This window comes from Burkholderia sp. 28_3, from assembly GCF_003253915.1.
GTDB classification, from domain to species: domain Bacteria; phylum Pseudomonadota; class Gammaproteobacteria; order Burkholderiales; family Burkholderiaceae; genus Burkholderia; species Burkholderia cenocepacia.
The window spans coordinates 243758-260187 of record NZ_QKZF01000005.1 but is presented as its reverse complement, the minus strand read 5'-3'; the positions used below and the strand labels follow the sequence as shown (position 1 = coordinate 260187).

14 protein-coding genes and 1 tRNA gene are annotated in these 16430 nt (G+C 66.8%); 6 read left to right on the top strand and 9 right to left on the bottom strand.

The features are described 5' to 3' along the window. The first annotated feature begins 13 nt into the window (after positions 1–13). The 3 genes from DFS13_RS14220 (at position 14) to DFS13_RS14205 (ending at position 4867) form a co-directional block, all read left to right on the top strand. Entirely contained in the window at positions 14–898 is an 885-nt protein-coding gene (locus tag DFS13_RS14220; RefSeq protein WP_111441829.1) for a PhzF family phenazine biosynthesis protein, read from the top strand. Positions 899–1114: 216 nt separating this feature from the next. After that, positions 1115–3454, top strand: a complete 2340-nt coding sequence (locus DFS13_RS14210) for an EAL domain-containing protein (protein ID WP_006487653.1) — start codon at positions 1115–1117, stop codon at positions 3452–3454. Positions 3455–3658: 204 nt separating this feature from the next. Next, positions 3659–4867, top strand: a complete 1209-nt coding sequence (locus tag DFS13_RS14205; RefSeq protein ID WP_006487623.1) for a chromate transporter — start codon at positions 3659–3661, stop codon at positions 4865–4867. Positions 4868–4912: 45 nt separating this feature from the next. On the opposite strand, the gene DFS13_RS14200 is transcribed toward DFS13_RS14205, so the two are convergent. Next, the gene (locus DFS13_RS14200; protein ID WP_034201481.1) at positions 4913–5359 is read right to left on the bottom strand and encodes a multidrug/biocide efflux PACE transporter; all 447 of its coding nucleotides are present in this window, start codon (positions 5357–5359) and stop codon (positions 4913–4915) included. Between the two features lie 112 nt (positions 5360–5471). Here DFS13_RS14200 and DFS13_RS14195 point away from each other — a divergent pair, with 112 nt between their 5' ends. After that, positions 5472–6356: a LysR family transcriptional regulator gene (locus DFS13_RS14195; RefSeq protein WP_006487670.1), complete on the top strand. Its 885-nt coding sequence runs from the start codon at positions 5472–5474 to the stop codon at positions 6354–6356. 53 nt (positions 6357–6409) lie between these two features. Here DFS13_RS14195 and DFS13_RS14190 read toward each other — a convergent pair whose 3' ends face one another. From DFS13_RS14190 to DFS13_RS14170, 5 genes are all read right to left on the bottom strand, one after another. Beyond that, positions 6410–6868, bottom strand: coding sequence for a CopD family protein (locus DFS13_RS14190; RefSeq protein ID WP_006487629.1), 459 nt, complete (start codon positions 6866–6868; stop codon positions 6410–6412). Between the two features lie 261 nt (positions 6869–7129). Next, positions 7130–9451, bottom strand: coding sequence for a DNA topoisomerase IV subunit A (parC, locus tag DFS13_RS14185; RefSeq protein ID WP_111441828.1), 2322 nt, complete (start codon positions 9449–9451; stop codon positions 7130–7132). A gap of 69 nt (positions 9452–9520) precedes the next feature. After that, positions 9521–11503 carry a DNA topoisomerase IV subunit B gene (parE, locus tag DFS13_RS14180; protein WP_077188887.1) on the bottom strand — a complete coding sequence of 661 codons (1983 nt, stop codon included), beginning with the start codon at positions 11501–11503 and terminating at the stop codon, positions 9521–9523. 220 nt (positions 11504–11723) lie between these two features. Further along, a complete protein-coding gene (locus DFS13_RS14175; RefSeq protein ID WP_171984060.1) occupies positions 11724–13709 on the bottom strand; it encodes an ATP-binding cassette domain-containing protein in 1986 nt (661 codons plus the stop codon). Positions 13710–13939: 230 nt separating this feature from the next. Then, entirely contained in the window at positions 13940–14344 is a 405-nt protein-coding gene (locus tag DFS13_RS14170; protein WP_011694346.1) for a DUF4399 domain-containing protein, read from the bottom strand. A 198-nt stretch (positions 14345–14542) separates the two neighbouring features. Between DFS13_RS14170 and DFS13_RS14165 the strand changes: the two genes are divergently transcribed. Both DFS13_RS14165 and DFS13_RS14160 read left to right on the top strand, forming a co-directional pair. Beyond that, positions 14543–14725 (top strand): rubredoxin, encoded by a 183-nt coding sequence (locus DFS13_RS14165; protein WP_006478164.1) that lies wholly within the window; start codon positions 14543–14545, stop codon positions 14723–14725. Between the two features lie 148 nt (positions 14726–14873). Then, positions 14874–14948: transfer RNA gene (locus DFS13_RS14160), tRNA-Arg, on the top strand. A gap of 41 nt (positions 14949–14989) precedes the next feature. On the opposite strand, the gene DFS13_RS14155 is transcribed toward DFS13_RS14160, so the two are convergent. Genes DFS13_RS14155 through DFS13_RS14145 form a run of 3 tightly spaced genes read right to left on the bottom strand, consistent with a single transcriptional unit; the run spans position 14990 to position 16420 of the window. After that, positions 14990–15766, bottom strand: a complete 777-nt coding sequence (locus DFS13_RS14155) for an O-methyltransferase (protein WP_373863188.1) — start codon at positions 15764–15766, stop codon at positions 14990–14992. A gap of 46 nt (positions 15767–15812) precedes the next feature. After that, a complete protein-coding gene (locus DFS13_RS14150; protein WP_006487655.1) occupies positions 15813–16109 on the bottom strand; it encodes a 4Fe-4S dicluster domain-containing protein in 297 nt (98 codons plus the stop codon). Positions 16110–16111: 2 nt separating this feature from the next. Continuing rightward, positions 16112–16420: a hypothetical protein gene (locus tag DFS13_RS14145; protein WP_006487637.1), complete on the bottom strand. Its 309-nt coding sequence runs from the start codon at positions 16418–16420 to the stop codon at positions 16112–16114. Positions 16421–16430 lie beyond the last annotated feature (10 nt).

The following is a 16430-nucleotide window of genomic DNA, read 5'->3' as shown; positions in this document are numbered from 1 at the left end:
CGGGCACATCGCGATGTCCGGCCGTCTCGTTCGTTTCCAGCAGGTCGACGTGTTCACGTCGGCGCCGTTCAAGGGCAATCCGCTTGCCGTGGTGTTCGACGCCGATTCGCTCGGCGACGACGCCATGCTCGAGATCGCCCGCTGGACGAACCTGTCGGAAACGACGTTTCTCTGCACGCCCACCGATCCGGAAGCCGACTATCGCGTGCGGATCTTCACGACGGGCGGCGAACTGCCGTTCGCCGGTCACCCGACGCTCGGCACCGCGCATGCGTTCCTCGAAAGCGGCGCGCGGCCGCGCACGCCGGGCCGGCTGATCCAGCAGTGCGGAGTCGGCCGGGTCGCGCTGCGCGAGCAGGCCGACGGCTGGGCGTTCGCCGCGCCGCCGGCACGCGTCACGCCGCTCGACCGTTCGGACTACGCGGTACTGGCCGCCGCGCTGCGCAGCGACGCGCTCGACCTCGATGCCGAGCCGTGCGCGGTCGACAACGGCGCGCCGTGGCTGGTCGTGCGGCTGAAGTCGGCCGATGCGTGCATCGGCCTGTCGCCCGATCCGGCCGCGCTGGCCGCGCTCACCCGGCGTTACGGCGTGGACGGCCTCGCCGCCTACGCGCCGCATGCCGAAGGCGGCCCCGCGACGTTCGAGATCCGCTGCCTGATGACGGGCGGCCAGTTCGGCACGCCCGGCGAGGATCCCGTCACCGGCAGCGCGAACGCCGCGCTGGCCGGACTGCTGACGCGCCAGGCACGCCGCCCCGGCCCGTCGTATACGGCCCGCCAGGGCACGGCGATCGGCCGCGACGGCCGCATCTTCGTCAGCTACGACGAAGACGGCACGACCTGGATCGGCGGCCGCGTCGTCACGGTCGTCGACGGCACGTTTCGGTCACCCGACTGACATTTCGCGATGTGCGATGGCGCCGGCTCGTCCGGCGCCCTACGCTTCACCCAACTATCGCAAAAACGTTCCAGCCAGTAATATCGGGCCTAATCCGTTGTTTCGGAGGTCTGTCCATGGTTGCGCGTCCCGCGAACGAACAGACGTCGGGACAATCCGAACCATAGCCGGCCATCCAGACGGATGGCGCACGCGAGCAGGACGCCGCCCTCTTCGATGAGCTCCGCCCGGTCCAACCACACGCCGCCGAACCGGCCGCTGCGCGCGCCGCGCAAATCGCGCCGGCGTGCGCTGTTTGCCATCCCGCTGCTCGGGATGCTGGCGCTCGCGCTGCTGTGGGCCGTGATCATCGCGCGTCTGTCCGTTGAAAAGGACAGCGCGTACAAGGAAGCGGCGGCCTCCGCGGCGATCCTGTCGTCCGCGCTCGAGCAGCATACGGTCAAGGCGATCCACCAGGTCGACCAGATCACCCGCTTCGTCAAGTTCGAATTCGAGAAATCGCCGGCGCGCTTCAATCTCGCGAGCGCCGTCGAGAAAGGCGTCGTGCCGAGCGACACGCTGATCCAGGTGTCGCTCGTCAACGCGAAGGGCATCCTGTTCGCGAACACCGCCGAACTCCATCCGCAGCCGATCAACCTGTCCGACCGCGAGCACTTCAAGGTCCACCTCGCGCACAACGATGATCGCCTGTTCATCAGCAAGCCGGTGCTCGGCCGCGTGTCGAGCCACTGGACGCTGCAGATGACGCGGCGCCTGAACAACCCGGACGGCAGCTTCGCGGGCATCGTCGTGGTGTCGGAAGACCCGAGCTACTTCACGAACGATTTCTACAACAACGCGGCCATCGGCAAGGAAGGCGTGATCGCGGTCGTGTCCGACACGGGCGCGGTGCTCGCGCGGCGCACGGGGTCGGTCAACAACGCGCCGGGCGCGTTTTCGGCCTCGGGCGTCTACCCGATCGCGGAGCGGGTGACCGGCACGATCATCGATCCGATCGACGGCGTGACGCGCATCGTGTCGTACCGCCACCTCGACGGCTACCCGCTCGCCGTGATGGTCGGGCTGTCGCAGACGGAAGAGTTCGCGGACTACACGCACACGCGCAACGTCTACCTGCTGATGACGAGCTTCATCACGCTCGCGATGCTCGCGTTCTTCGGCGTCGCGACGGGCCTGATCGGCAAGCTGCTCGGCCGCGAGCGCGAAATGACGCAGCTCGCCGAATACGACCTGCTCACCGGCCTCGCGAACCGCTATGCGACGCTGCGCGGGCTGCGCAACGACGTGTCGATGCCCGCGAGCCTGTCGCGGCTCGGCCTGCTGTTCATCGATCTCGACAACTTCAAGACCGTCAACGACACGCTCGGCCACAACGCCGGCGACATCGTGCTGCAGATGACCGCATCGCGCCTCGCCGACGCGGTCGACGACGAAGGCTCGCTCGCGCGCATCGGCGGCGACGAGTTCGTGGTCGTGATGAAGGGCGACGACGTCGAGCGGCGCGCGGTGCGGCTCGCGGAAGCGATCATCCGGATGTTCAGCGAGCCGTTCGACGTACGCGGCAGCTCGTTCGTGCTGCATGCGAGCATCGGCATCGCGCTGCACACCGTCGCGAACGAAAGCGAGATCGACCTGCTGAAAAAGGCCGACCTCGCGATGTACAGCGCGAAGGACGCCGGCAAGAACTGCTACCAGTTCTATGCGCCGCACCTGTCGCACCGCGCCGACCACCTGATGCGCTGGGAGCAGCAGTTGCGCGTCGCGCTCGCCGAGGGGCAGCTGTTCCTCGCGTACCAGCCGAAGATCGACCTCACGCACCGTACGATCACCGGCTTCGAGGCGCTGGCACGCTGGGATCACCCCGAGCACGGCGTCATCTCCGCGAACGAATTCATTTCGATCGCCGAATCGACCGGCCTGATCGTGCCGATCGGCGACTTCGTGATCCGCACCGCGTGCGAGCAGATCGCGCGCTGGCGCGACGAAGGCCACGACACGCTGACGCTCGCGGTCAACATCTCGCCCGTGCAGTTCTGGCGCGGCGACCTGATCGAGACGATCTCGCAGGCGCTGCAGGACACCGGCATCGACGCGAACCGGCTCGAGATCGAGATCACCGAAACCGCGATGATGGAATATCCGGAGCTCGTGTCCGAAAAGATCGTCGCGCTGAAAAAGCTCGGCATCCGGATCGCGCTCGACGATTTCGGCACCGGCTATTCGTCGCTGTCGTACCTGCACCGCTTCTCCGTCGACACGCTGAAGGTCGACCGCTCGTTCGTGCAGGCGATCCCGAACGATCGCAGCGTGTGCGTGATGGTGTCGTCGATCGTGCATCTCGCGCGCTCGCTCGGGCTGACCGTCGTCGTCGAGGGCACGGAGACCGAGGAGCAGATCACGTGGCTGTCCGCGCTCGGCGAAATCGAGGCGCAGGGCTTCCTGTTCTCGCGCCCGGTGCCGGCCGACGCGATTCCCGCGCTGATCGCACGCTTCGGCGTGCGCGGCGATCGTCCGAACGTCGTCGCGCATCGCGCGACCGGCAGCACCGGCGCCTGAACAGCCGCACCGCTGCTGCCGCGGCGCGCGTTGCGCACCGCCGCAATTGTTTCGTGTTCCGATCCGATCGTTTAGTTCATTAACTGGTGTTTTCGCGCATGGCAGTGTCATGATGCGCGGCGGACAATCGGGAGGGCCGACGTGTCGGCGGGCCGCCGGCACGGCCCTACGCGAGAGATCTGGCCCTGCGCCAACCACACAATCATGACAACCGTCGAAGTCGAAGCGACCACGCGTGTCGAAGAGGCACCCGCCTCCCTGTGGGCCTTGTTCAAGGTCGTCGCCGGCATTTCGGCCGTCTCGTGGGGCGGGCTTTCGATGATGGCGCAACTCGAACGCCATTACGTGGAGCGGCTGCAGCGCATCGAGCCGCACGTTTTCGGCGATCTCGTCGCGCTCGCGTGGCTCGTACCGGGCCCCGTCGGCTGCAACGTCGCCGTGCAGGTCGGGCAGACGCTGCACGGCCGTGCCGGCGCATGGGTCGCCGGCATGGCGAGCGTGCTGCCGTTCTCGATCCTGATGACGCTGTTCGCGATCTTCTATCAGACGCCGCTCGTGCGCTCGCTTGCCGCGCCGATGCTGATCAATCACTTCGGGATGGTGCTCGCCGCGCTGATCGGCGTCACGTGGGTCAAGCAGTTGCGCTCGCTCGCGCGCACGCGGCTCGAACAGGCGATCGCCGCGCTCTCGACGATTCTGCTCGCTTTCGCGCATAGTCCGGCCGCTTTCGTCGGGATTCTGTTCGCCGCGTTTGCAGCGGGCTGGCTGACGGGGCCGCCGCAACGCGACGCGGTCGATTTCACGCTGTCGAAGCGCGACCGCAGCCTGCTCGTGCTGCTCGGCGTGCTGGTGCTGCTGTTCGCGGTGCCGTTGCCCGGCGATTACCAGGCGCAATTGCTGTGGCCGCGGCTCGCGGGCGCCGGCATGACGCTGTTCGGCGGCGGCTTCTCCGCGCTGCCGGTGCTCAAGACGCTGTTCGTCTCGCCGGCGACCGGCATCTCCGATCACGACTTCACGCTGGCGTTCGCGCTGTCGCCGGTCGCGCCGGGGCCGTTGCTGAACGTGGTGCCGTTTCTCGGCTACCTGACCGACGGCTGGGTCGGCGCGCTGCTCGCCACCGCCGCGCTGTTCATTCCGTCGGGATGCCTCGTCGTGTTCGCGCAGAACCACCTGCTCCGGCTCAAGCGCCATTCGCGCTTCGAGCACGGGATGCGCCTGCTGCGCGCGGCGACGACGGGCTTTCTCGTGGTCGCCGTCGTCAAGATCCTGCATCGCGAACCGGCCGACCCGGTTTACTGGCTGACGGGCGCCTTCGCGACGCTGTGCTTCACGCGCTTCAAGGTGCCCGTTTATGCCGTATACGGCGCGGTCGCCGTGGCCTGCAGCGTGTGGCTGTGGGCCGCCGCGCACTGACGGGCGGCGGCCGTCGCGCTGCCCGGCCCGGTTCGCCTCACCGGCTCAACCGGCCCGCATCGCGACCCGGCGTGCCATCCAGCGGGCGCGCAGCGCGTCGTACGCGAGGTTGAAGCAGAACGTGTAAGGCAGGAAGAACAGCACGATGCCCAGGTCGAGCAGCAGCGCCTCGACGAGGCTCACGTTCAGCCACCACGCGGCCACCGGCACCACCATCGCGACGAGGCCGAGTTCGAACATCACCGCATGCGCGATCCGCATGCCGAGCGTGCGCGACAACCCGGCCCGCCGCTCGAAGCGGTCGAACAGCGCGTTGAAGGTCATGTTCCACGCCATCGCGATCAGCGACACCATCACCGTCAGCACGCCGACGTGCGACACCGGCATGTCGAGCAGCCACGCGCCGATCGGCGCGCACAGCGCGATCGCCACCAGCTCGAACGTCAGCGCGTGCAGCAGGCGCTCCGTCACCGTTTTGTTGATCTGTTTCATGATTCGCTCCAATGCGTTAGCTGATCCATGGCGGCCATTTTGATCGGCAATACCGTATGAATCCAGTTTGATATCATCGGTTTTACCGATATATAACCGCCTGGAGCACTGCATGCACCACGCCCCCGAAGCCCTGCTCGCATTCGCCGAAGCGGCGCTGCTCGGCTCGTTCACGGCCGCCGCGCGCAAGCTCGGCAAGCGCCAGTCGACCGTGTCGGAAGCGATTGCGAACCTCGAAATCGATCTGGGCGTGCAGTTGTTCGATCGCTCGACGCGCACGCCGACGCTCACCGACGCCGGCCGCGCGCTGCTGCCGCAGGTGCAGCGCGCGCTCGAGGCCAGCGCGGCGATCGACCGCACGGCCGCCCGGCTCGCCCACGGCGAGGAAGCGCGGCTCACGCTCGTCGTCTCCGATACGTACCAGTCGAAGCGCTACGAAGAGACGCTGATGGCGCTCGAACGGCGCTTTCCGGCGCTCGAGCTCGAATGCCAGATCGCCGAGCACGACGACGTGCTCGACCTGATCCAGCAAGGCCGCGCGCAACTCGGGCTGATGGCCGCGCGCGCGGCCTACCCGGCCGATATCGGCGCGGCGACGGTGGCGGAGGAATCGGAGATCGGACTGTTCGTCGGCCGCACGCACGTGCTTGCCGAATACGGCGACGCCGAGGTGCCGCACGCGGCGCTGCGCGACGTGCGCGAACTGCGCCTCAATACCTACGTGAAGACGGAAGGTCGCGGCACCGACGACCGGATCGTCGTCGGCACGCAGCACTGGCTGGCGCCGAGCTACCTGATGCTGCTGGAGATGGCGGTGCTGGGGTTCGGCTGGGCGGAACTGCCGCGCTGGATGGTCGAGCACTTCGCGCGCGACCGCCTGTGCGAGCTGCGCTCGCGCGGCTGGCCGCGCCGCGTGCGGGTGGATGCGGTGTGGTCGCGCAACCGGCCGCTGGGGCCGGCCGGTTCATGGCTGCTCGACGCGATGCTGGCCGCGTAGCGCCGCGTGCCGCCAGGCCCGCGGCGACCCGGCAGCGGCCGGACGCCGGCCGGTCAGAAACCGCGCGACAGCACGGCCGCACCGATCGTGACGACGCCGAGCACGAGATTCACGACGACGAGCAGGCGCACCGCGTTCACCGCGCGCGCGCCGTCCGGCCAGTTCTGCGCCTGCACCGCACGGCGAATGCGCGGGAACAGCGCGAAGCGGATGTGCCCGAAGATCAGCATCATCACGACGCCGAGCCCGGCCATCGCATGCAGCGACCACGTCGCATGTGCGCCGCCGAAGCTCGTCAGCAGGAAACCGCCGGACAGCAGGATCACGATCACGGCCCCCGACACCCAGTTGAAGAAGCGGCCGAACACGCCTTCGATCAGCGGCAACCGCAACTGCGGCGACAGGTCGGACAGCGCCGGGCGCAGGCAGAAGTGCGCGAAGACCATCCCGCCCACCCACACGGCGACGGCCAGCAGGTGAAGAAACAGCGCGACGGCAACGGCGTGGGACATGGCGACGATCCTGTATGAGGGGGGCAGCGAACGGCCGCGTCGCGCGCGGCATCAAGCGACGTTCGACCAGCCAGTCGCGTCGCGGTTCAGACCCTCGGCGCGATTTCACACTATTTTGCAAATTCCGCGTGACAGCGCCACGCTTGCTTACCCGAATCTCCGCGTCAAAAAAGAAAAAGCCGCACGGCCGCCGAAGCGGACGTGCGGCCTTCGATCGCGGCCGAACCGTCGAACCGGACGATCCGGACGCCCCGCGCGGCGTCAGCTGAGCAGCGGGCGCAGCTCGTTGACGACCTTGAGCTTCGTCTCCGGCGTGCGGCCCTTGCGTGCGCGCTTGCCGATGTGCGGCGCGAGCCCGGCGTACGACAGCGTGTCGTCCTGCGCCTTGCCGCCGCGGCCGGTGCCGATCAGCACGACGCCGGCCGGATCGATCGCCAGCGCCTGCACGAGCGTTTCCTTGTCGTCGAGCGCCATCAGGATCACGCCGCGGCCGCCGCCGGACAGCGTCTTCATCTCGTCCATCCCGAACACCAGCAAGCGCCCGCCGCTCGACAGGCACGCGACCTGCGTCGCGTTCGGCAGCACCGGCATCGGCGCGAGCGGCACCGCGCCCGCATCGATCGTCATGAAGGACTTGCCGGCCTTCACGCGGCTCACCATGTCGCCGACCTTCGCGAGGAAGCCGAAGCCGTTGCTCGACGCGAGCAGCAACTGCTGGTCGGCCGGCGCCGCGTAGTAGTGCATCAGGTGCGAGCCCGATTCGAGCTCGATCAGCGACGTGACCGGCACGCCGTCGCCGCGCCCGCCCGGCAGCACCGACACGTCGACCGAATACACGCGACCGCTGCTGCCCCATGCGATCAGGCGATCCGGCGTGCGGCACTGGAACGCCGCGTACAGGTGGTCGCCTGCCTTGAACGTGAAGCCGGCCGGGTCGAGCCCGTGGCCCTTCAGCGCGCGCACCCAGCCCTTCTGCGACACGACGACCGTCACCGGCTCGTCGACCACCTTCGCCTCGAACGTCGCGCGCTTTTCCTGCTGGATCAGCGTGCGGCGATCGTCGCCGTACTGCTTCGCGTCGGCCTCGATCTCCTTGATCATCAGCCGCTTCATCGCGCTGTCGTTGGCGAGCAGCTCCTCGAGCTTCGCCTTCTCGTCGCGCAGCGCTTCGAGTTCCTTCTCGATCTTGATCTTCTCGAGCCGCGCGAGCTGGCGCAGGCGGATTTCGAGAATGTCCTCGGCCTGCCGCTCGCTGAGGCCAAACGCGCTCATCAGCGCGGCCTTCGGCTCGTCCGACTCGCGGATGATGCGGATCACCTCGTCGATGTTCAGGAAGACGATCATCCGCCCTTCGAGGATGTGGATGCGGTCGTCGACCTTCGCGAGACGATGGCGGCAACGGCGCGTCATCGTCAGCTGGCGGAACTTCACCCATTCGTCGAGGATCGTCAGCAGGCCCTTCTGGCCCGGCCGGCCATCCGCGCCGATCATCACGAGGTTCAGCGTCGCGTTCGATTCGAGGCTCGTGTACGCGAGCAGCGTGTTCACGAATTCCGTCTGGTCGATCGTGCGCGACTTCGGCTCGAACACGAGCCGCACCGCCGCTTCCTTGCCCGACTCGTCGCGCACCGCGTCGAGCAGGTCGAGCATCGCCTTCTTCGTGTTGAGCTGCTCGGGCGTCAGCGTCTTCTTGCCGAGCTTGAGCTTCGGGTTGGTCAGTTCCTCGATTTCCTCGAGCACCTTCTGGCCCGACGTGTTCGGCGGCAGTTCGGTCACGACGAGCTGCCACTGGCCGCGCGCGAGATCCTCGATCTTCCACTTCGCGCGCACCTTCAGGCTGCCGCGCCCCGTTTCGTACGCCGCCGAGATTTCGGTGTCGCTCGAGATGATCTGGCCGCCACCGGGGAAATCCGGACCGGGAATCAGGCTCATCAGCTCCGCGTGCGTGAGCTTTGGATTGCGGATCAGCGCGACCGCCGCGGCCGCGACTTCGCGCAGGTTGTGCGACGGGATTTCGGTCGCGAGGCCGACCGCGATGCCCGACGCGCCGTTCAGCAGCACGAACGGCATGCGGCTCGGCAGCGTCTTCGGCTCCTCGAACGAGCCGTCGTAGTTCGGCATGAAGTCGACCGTGCCCTGGTCGATCTCGTCGAGCAGCAGCTTCGCGATCGGCGTGAGGCGCGCTTCCGTGTAACGCATCGCCGCCGCGCCGTCGCCGTCGCGCGAGCCGAAGTTGCCCTGCCCGTCGATCAGCGGATAGCGCAGCGAGAAATCCTGCGCGAGCCGCACGAGCGCGTCGTACGCCGACTGGTCGCCGTGCGGGTGGTATTTACCGAGCACGTCGCCAACCACGCGCGCCGACTTCACCGGCTTCGCGTCGGGTCCCAGGCCCATTTCGTTCATCGCGAACAGGATCCGGCGCTGCACCGGCTTCTGGCCGTCGCACACGTCGGGCAGCGCGCGGCTCTTCACGACGCTGACCGCGTAGCTGAGATACGCCTGCTCCGCGTAATTGCCGAGCGTCAGCGCTTCGGCATCCGGTGCATCGGACCCGGCAAAGAGATCGGAAGTATTGTCGTCCATCTGAATTCCGTATTCGTAAGTGGCGTGAGGCCGGGCCGGGCGTCATGCCCGGCCGCGCGGATGCTCCGCTTAAATGTCCGCTTCGACGTCGTTGCCCTTTTCCTCGAGCCAGCCGCGCCGCGCGGCTGCCTCGCCCTTGCCCATCAGCATCGTCATCCGCGCGACGGTCGCCTCGTAGTCGAGCTCGCCGAGCTTCACCGGCATCAGGCGGCGCGTGTCGGGGTTCATCGTCGTGTCCCACAACTGCTCGGCGCTCATTTCGCCGAGGCCCTTGAAGCGGCTGATGCTCCACTGCGTGTCGCGCACGCCGTCCTTGCGCAGCTTGTCGAGGATCGCCTCGAGCTCGCCGTCGTCGAGCGCATAGAGCTTCTGTGCCGGCTTCTTGCCGCGCGCGGGCGCATCGACGCGGAACAGCGGCGGGCGCGCGACGTACACGTGGCCGCGCTCGATCAGCTGCGGGAAATGCTTGAAGAACAGCGTGAGCAGCAGCACCTGGATGTGCGAGCCGTCGACGTCAGCGTCCGACAGGATGCAGATCTTGCCGTAGCGCAGGTTCGACAGGTCGACGCCGTCGTCCGGGCTGTGCGGATCGACGCCGATCGCGACCGAGATGTCGTGCACCTCGTTGTTCGCGAACAGGCGGTCGCGCTCGGTTTCCCACGTGTTCAGCACCTTGCCGCGCAGCGGCAGGATCGCCTGGTATTCCTTGTCGCGGCCCATCTTCGCGGAGCCGCCCGCCGAGTCGCCCTCGACGAGGAACAGTTCGTTGCGCGCGATATCTTCCGTCTCGCAATCGGTCAGCTTGCCGGGCAGCACCGCGACGCCCGAGCTCTTGCGCTTCTCGACCTTCTGGCCCGCGCGCGTGCGCGCCTGCGCCTGCTTGATCACGAGTTCGGCGAGCTTCTTGCCGTGCTCGACGTGCTGGTTCAGCCACAGTTCGAGCGCCGGACGCGAGAACGACGACACGAGCTTCACCGCGTCGCGGCTGTTCAGCCGCTCCTTGATCTGCCCCTGGAACTGCGGATCGAGCACCTTCGCGGACAGCACGAACGACACGCGCGCGAACACGTCTTCCGCGAGCAGCTTCACGCCCTTCGGCTGCAGGTTGTGCAGCTCGACGAAGCTCTTCACCGCCTGGTAGAGACCGTCGCGCAGGCCCGACTCGTGCGTGCCGCCGGCCGGCGTCGGAATCAGGTTCACGTACGACTCGCGCACGAGCGAACCTTCCTCGCTCCATGCGACGACCCACGACGCGCCTTCGCCCTCGGCGAAGGTTTCGTCGGTCGAACGCGAATCGGCGAAACGCTCGCCTTCGAACAGCGGGATCAGCAGCTCGCTGCCGTTCATTTCGTCGAGCAGGTAGCCGCGCAGGCCGTCTTCGTACTTCCACGTCTGGCGCTCGCCCGTCTTTTCGTTGACGAGCACGACCTCGACGCCCGGCAACAGCACCGCCTTCGAGCGCAGCAGGCGCTGCAGCTCGCCGAGCGGCAGGTTCGGCGAATCGAAGTACTTCGGATTCGGCCACACCTGCACGCGCGTGCCGGATTTCTTCTCGCCGCGGCCCGCGCCTTGCGTGGACAGCGGCTTCACGACGTCGCCGTCGGCGAAGCCGAGTTCGGCGATCTTGCCGTCGCGCCACACCGTCACGTCGAGTCGCGTCGCGAGTGCGTTCGTCACCGATACGCCGACGCCGTGCAGGCCGCCCGAGAACGTATACGCGCCGCCCGCGGCCTTGTCGAACTTGCCGCCCGCGTGCAGGCGCGTGAACACGATCTCGACGACCGGCACGCCTTCTTCGGGGTGCATGCCGAACGGGATGCCGCGGCCGTCGTCCTCGACCGAGACCGACTGGTCGGCGTGCAGCGTGACCGTGATCTGCTTGCCGTAGCCGCCGAGCGCCTCGTCGGACGCGTTGTCGATGACTTCCTGGATGATGTGCAGCGGATTCTCGGTACGGGTGTACATGCCGGGCCGCTGCTTGACCGGCTCGAGACCCTTGAGCACCTTGATCGATGCTTCGCTATAGGCCGCGCTGGGTTTCTTCGTTGACATAGGCGCTGAATTTCGTCATTCATCGGGACGTTGTCCACACCTCGTGTGGATAACGTCGTGGACAAAACGTTGAGTTCCGTAAAAAAGCGAATCGAAACAACGGTGTGCTTGGACTGCTCCGAAAGCGGGCGCGCGGCGTGCGCTGCGCGCCCCTGAACGCGCGGTATTTTACTGGTTCCGCGTGGCGCGCCAATCGCGGGATCGGCGCGCGCGGCACGCGTCACACTGGCTTGCGCTTCGCCTCGAGCGTTTCCCACCGTTCGAGCGCGGCGAGCAATTCGTCGTCGATCGCCGCGAACCGCTCGGTCAGGCGCGTGCCTTCCTGCGGGTCCTTCGCGAAAATCGAGCCGTCCTCGAGTTGCGCATTGATCGTCTTCTGCTCGGCTTCGAGCGCGGCGATCTTCTCCGGCAGCGAATCGAGCTCGCGCTGCTCGTTGAACGACAGCTTCACCGTGCGCTGCGCGTTGCGGCCGGCCGCGCTCTTCGCCGGCTCGTCCTTCGCGGGCGCCGCTTCCTTGACCGCGCGCTTCGCCGCTTCCTGCTGCGCGAGCTGCTCCGAGCGCTCGCTCTGGATCTGCCAGTCGGTGAAGCCGCCGACATATTCGCGCCACTTGCCGTCGCCCTCCGCCGCGATCACCGACGTCACGACGTTGTCGAGGAACGCGCGATCGTGGCTGACGAGCAGCACCGTGCCGTCGTAGTCGGCCAGCAGCTCTTCGAGCAGTTCGAGCGTCGGGATGTCGAGGTCGTTGGTCGGTTCGTCGAGCACCAGCACGTTGGCCGGGCGCGCGAACAGGCGCGCGAGCAGCAGCCGGTTGCGCTCGCCGCCGGACAGCGACTTCACCGGCGAACGCGCGCGTTCCGGCGCGAACAGGAAATCGCCGAGATAGCTCATCACGTGCTTGCGCACGCCGCCGATCTCGACCCATTCGCTGCCGGGGCTGATCGTATCCGCGAGGCTCTTCTCCTGGTCGAGCTGCGCGCGCATCTGGTCGAAATACGCGACCTGCAGGTTCGTGCCGGTGCGCACCGTGCCTTCGTCGGGCTTCAGGTCGCCGAGGATCAGTTTCAGCAACGTGGTCTTGCCGGCGCCGTTCGGGCCGACGAAGCCGATCTTGTCGCCGCGCATGACCGTCGTCGAGAAGCGGTCGACTACCGTGCGGCCGCCGTAACGCTTCGTCACGTCGGTCAGCTCCGCGACGATCTTGCCGGACTTCTCGCCCTGCGCGACGTCCAGCTTCACGTTGCCCTGCGCATTGCGGCGCTCTGCGCGCTCGTTGCGCATCTGCACGAGCCGCGCGATGCGGCCCACGCTGCGCGTACGGCGCGCTTCGACGCCCTTGCGGATCCACACTTCTTCCTGCGCGAGCAGCTTGTCGAACTTCTCGTTCTCCACGCGCTCGACTTCGAGCTGCTGCGCCTTGCGCGTCTGGTACGCGGAAAAATTGCCCGGGTACGACAGCAACCGGCCGCGATCGAGCTCGACGATGCGCGTCGCGACGCGGTCGAGGAATGCGCGATCGTGGGTGATGAACAGCAGGCCCGCGCGCTGCGCGACGAGCAGCTCTTCCAGCCAGCGGATGCCGTCGAAGTCGAGGTGGTTGGTCGGCTCGTCGAGCAGCAGCACGTCGGGCTGCAGCACCAGCGCGCGCGCCAGCGCGACGCGCTTCTGCATCCCGCCCGACAGCGCGTCGACGCTTGCGTCGACGTCCTGCAGGCCGATCTGCGCGAGCGTCATCGACACGCGGGTGCGCCAGTTCCACGCGTCGTGCGCGTCCAGCGACGACTGCAGCGCGTTCATCCGCGCGAGCAGCGCATCGTGTTCGGCGCCTTCCGGGATCTCCGCGAGGCGGTGCGCGATCGAATCGTATTCTTCGAGCAGTTCGCGCGTATGCGCGAGCCCTGACGCGACCGCGTCGAACACCGTCGCGCCCGGCTCGAATTCGGGCTCCTGCGGCACGTAGACCGTCACGAGCTCCTGCTGGCGCGTGACCAGCCCGTCGTCGGGCTTCGCGAGATCGGCGACGATCTTCAGCAGCGACGACTTGCCCGCGCCGTTGCGGCCGATCAGGCCGACCCGCTCGCCGGCTTCCAGCGAGAAATCCGCGTGATCGAGCAACGCGACGTGACCGAACGCGAGCTGCGCGCCGGTAATGGAATAGAGCGACATGGGGAGACGGCGAAGAGAGAAATCGGAAGCGCCCATTGTACCGGGCGCGCGGGCCGGGATCGGCTTGGCTGGACGGACGAGCGCCGCAGGTTGCGCCTGAAGTGCGTCGGCGCGGGGCCGTGAGCGGGTTGCGGGCGGTTTTTCGCTTTGGTGCCAGTCGCCGTTTACGTGCCCGCGTAAACAGCCGAACGCCGGCCGGATGCCCGCGGCCGGCCGATCGGTCGATCCCGTGCGCGGCGCGGCGAGCGCCGGCGCGGGACGTGCGGTTATTTCACGTTGATCGTGATCGTCGAGCTCAGTTCGGGACCGTACGAACGGTGCGCGCCGTCACCGAGCTGCAGCGTCAGCGTGTGCTGGCCAGGCGGCAGCTTCACGTCGGTTTCGGTCTGGGCCTTGCCGAAATGCAGCGAATGGTCGGTCGCCGGGATCACGTCGCCCTTCGGCACCGGCTTGCCGTCGATCAGCAGATGATGATGACCGGTATCCGGGGTCATGTCGCCGGCCGGCTTGAGCGCCATGCCTTCGAGACCGAACTTCACGTGCACGGGGCTCGACACCGTCGCGCCGTCCTGCGGCTCGACGAAGAACACACGCGCTTCGGCGCGCGCGAGCGTCGATACGGCCAGCGCCGCGACACAGACTGCACCCGCGATCCACTTTCTGTTGAGCATCGTTTCCTCCTTCAGATTGACAGGCTCACGAAGCATACACTGCATGCCCGACCGACGCGACGGCGCCGGTTGTTCGCGATGCGTACGTTTAAAACGACGTTGCGCAGGCGTTCGGCGAAATTCCGGTACCATTGCGCCTTTCGTCCGCCGGCCAGGCTGCGGACGGCATCGCCGAATTTTCATTATCCCGAGCGCAACATGAGCGAAGTAACCGAATACCAGAGCTGGGTCTGCCTGATTTGCGGGTGGGTCTACAACGAAGCGGAAGGGCTGCCCGACGAAGGCATTCCGGCCGGCACGCGTTTCGCCGACATTCCGGCGGACTGGCGCTGCCCGCTGTGCGACGTGGGCAAGGAAGATTTCGTCGTCGTCGATTTCTGATTTTCCGTTTCGATCGCGGTTGATTACGCGATACGCGCGTCGCGGGGGCATTCCGCCCCGCCGACGCGCCGCGCGTTTGCTATACTCTGCGCGCTGTCCACACCGCCGTCCGGTTCGCCATCTCTTGCGCGAATGCCCGGACTTGGCTCTCCCCGTAGTTCAATGGATAGAACAAGCGCCTCCTAAGCGCTAGATACAGGTTCGATTCCTGTCGGGGGGACCAGACAAGCTCCATGCCTCCCCGGATTCACAAGAACTCCCCGCTCAAGCAACGACAACCGTAAACTCGACCCCCGACTCAAAATCCAGCGTCGTGGTCGAAAACCGCGGCTCCTCGTCGAGGTATTGCTTGTACGGTCGAACGGCGTCCTCGGCCGTGTACATGTTGTCGGCCAACACGACCGATCCCGGACGCAGCAAGCGCTCGATCTGCTTGAACAACTTCAGATAGGCGTCGGCCCATACGTCGATAAACACCATGTCGACGGTACCGTCCAGCGCGGCAACCGTCTCGAACACATCGCCCTCCCGCAAGTCGACATAGCCGTCCAGGCCCGCAGCTTCGACATGAGTCCGCAAACGCGCGCACTTGAGCGCATCGCCTTCGGTCGCGATGACCACACCACGGCCCAACGTCCGCAGCGCGTCGGCGAAATACAGGGTCGACACACCGCAGGAACTGCCGAGTTCGAGAATTCTGGTCGGCCGTTGCGCGAGCACCATGTTGCGCAAGAACCTTCCCGTTTCCGCCGACACGGCCAACGATAGCGCACTGCCCGCCGACGACTCGAAATCTTCGGTGAACAGGCCGAACGTCTCGAGAAAACGCCCCCTCAACCGAGGGGCGAGTGCTTCGTATTCGTCGACGAGCGTCGGAAACGCCTCGTTCGGCCCCTGGAACTGCGCGCGGGCGCGGGCGATGATTTCGCGCTGGCTCTCTTCATGAAGCCGTTGCAAAAGAGCGTGGGTGGTAGAAACCAAGTGCGTTCCTTGATGAGTTTGATCACGTAGACGGCGTATCCAGCGACTGCTATCCGCCATCAGGCCTGCGGCGCTACCGCTCCATCATCGGCGAGCACGGGCGACGCTATGCCCTTCTCGCGAGCGTGATCGCGCGCTCGGGACACGCCGTCACGCAAAGCCCGCATGACCGACAGGCTTGCGCATTCGGCGTGTACGCGACCTTCATTCCATGCACGCGCAGCTTCAAGCGATGCATCAGACCGAGGTCGAGATAATCGGCCTCGTCGATGCGCCGGACCTCGAACACGTTTTCGGGGCAAACGGTGACGCAATCGCCCTTGCCTTCGCAACGCTTCAGATCGACGACCGGCGCAATCACGCCCGCCTTCTGCTTGCAGTCGGCCGCTGATTTCTCGCGCATGGTCACTCCTCCGTGGGCCGCTTGCCGCGCGATCGCCATGCGGCCCGGAACTGCTCGCGTTCTTCCGGCGTCATGGCTTCCCACTTGCGCCAGTGGCGCCGGCCGTGCCAGCCGCGGTGTCCGCGGAATCCGCCGAACAGGATGCGGCTCAACACGAGCAGGCCCAGCGCGTGAGCGAAGTCGATCGTCCGGGCGCCAACGAATAGCGCCGGCATCACCCAGTTCCACAACATCATCACGACCCCACCGAGCACCCCGATGGCCACCACCACGAGCAGCGCCTTGCCCGCACATCTGATTCGAAAATTCATCCGTCGACTC

Bases quoted from the DNA above. Each gene is read 5' to 3' on its own strand.
- DFS13_RS14210 (WP_006487653.1), top strand. From the start codon at position 1,115: ATGAGCTCCGCCCGGTCCAACCACACGCCGCCGAACCGGCCGCTGCGC.
- parC (WP_111441828.1), bottom strand. From the start codon at position 9,451: ATGGACGACAATACTTCCGATCTCTTTGCCGGGTCCGATGCACCGGAT.
- DFS13_RS14205 (WP_006487623.1), top strand. From the start codon at position 3,659: ATGACAACCGTCGAAGTCGAAGCGACCACGCGTGTCGAAGAGGCACCC.
- DFS13_RS14165 (WP_006478164.1), top strand. From the start codon at position 14,543: ATGAGCGAAGTAACCGAATACCAGAGCTGGGTCTGCCTGATTTGCGGG.
- DFS13_RS14175 (WP_171984060.1), bottom strand. From the start codon at position 13,709: ATGGGCGCTTCCGATTTCTCTCTTCGCCGTCTCCCCATGTCGCTCTAT.
- parE (WP_077188887.1), bottom strand. From the start codon at position 11,503: ATGTCAACGAAGAAACCCAGCGCGGCCTATAGCGAAGCATCGATCAAG.
- DFS13_RS14170 (WP_011694346.1), bottom strand. From the start codon at position 14,344: ATGCTCAACAGAAAGTGGATCGCGGGTGCAGTCTGTGTCGCGGCGCTG.
- DFS13_RS14190 (WP_006487629.1), bottom strand. From the start codon at position 6,868: ATGTCCCACGCCGTTGCCGTCGCGCTGTTTCTTCACCTGCTGGCCGTC.
- DFS13_RS14145 (WP_006487637.1), bottom strand. From the start codon at position 16,420: ATGAATTTTCGAATCAGATGTGCGGGCAAGGCGCTGCTCGTGGTGGTG.
- DFS13_RS14155 (WP_373863188.1), bottom strand. From the start codon at position 15,766: ATGGCGGATAGCAGTCGCTGGATACGCCGTCTACGTGATCAAACTCAT.
- DFS13_RS14200 (WP_034201481.1), bottom strand. From the start codon at position 5,359: ATGAAACAGATCAACAAAACGGTGACGGAGCGCCTGCTGCACGCGCTG.
- DFS13_RS14150 (WP_006487655.1), bottom strand. From the start codon at position 16,109: ATGCGCGAGAAATCAGCGGCCGACTGCAAGCAGAAGGCGGGCGTGATT.
- DFS13_RS14195 (WP_006487670.1), top strand. From the start codon at position 5,472: ATGCACCACGCCCCCGAAGCCCTGCTCGCATTCGCCGAAGCGGCGCTG.
- DFS13_RS14220 (WP_111441829.1), top strand. From the start codon at position 14: ATGTCCGGCCGTCTCGTTCGTTTCCAGCAGGTCGACGTGTTCACGTCG.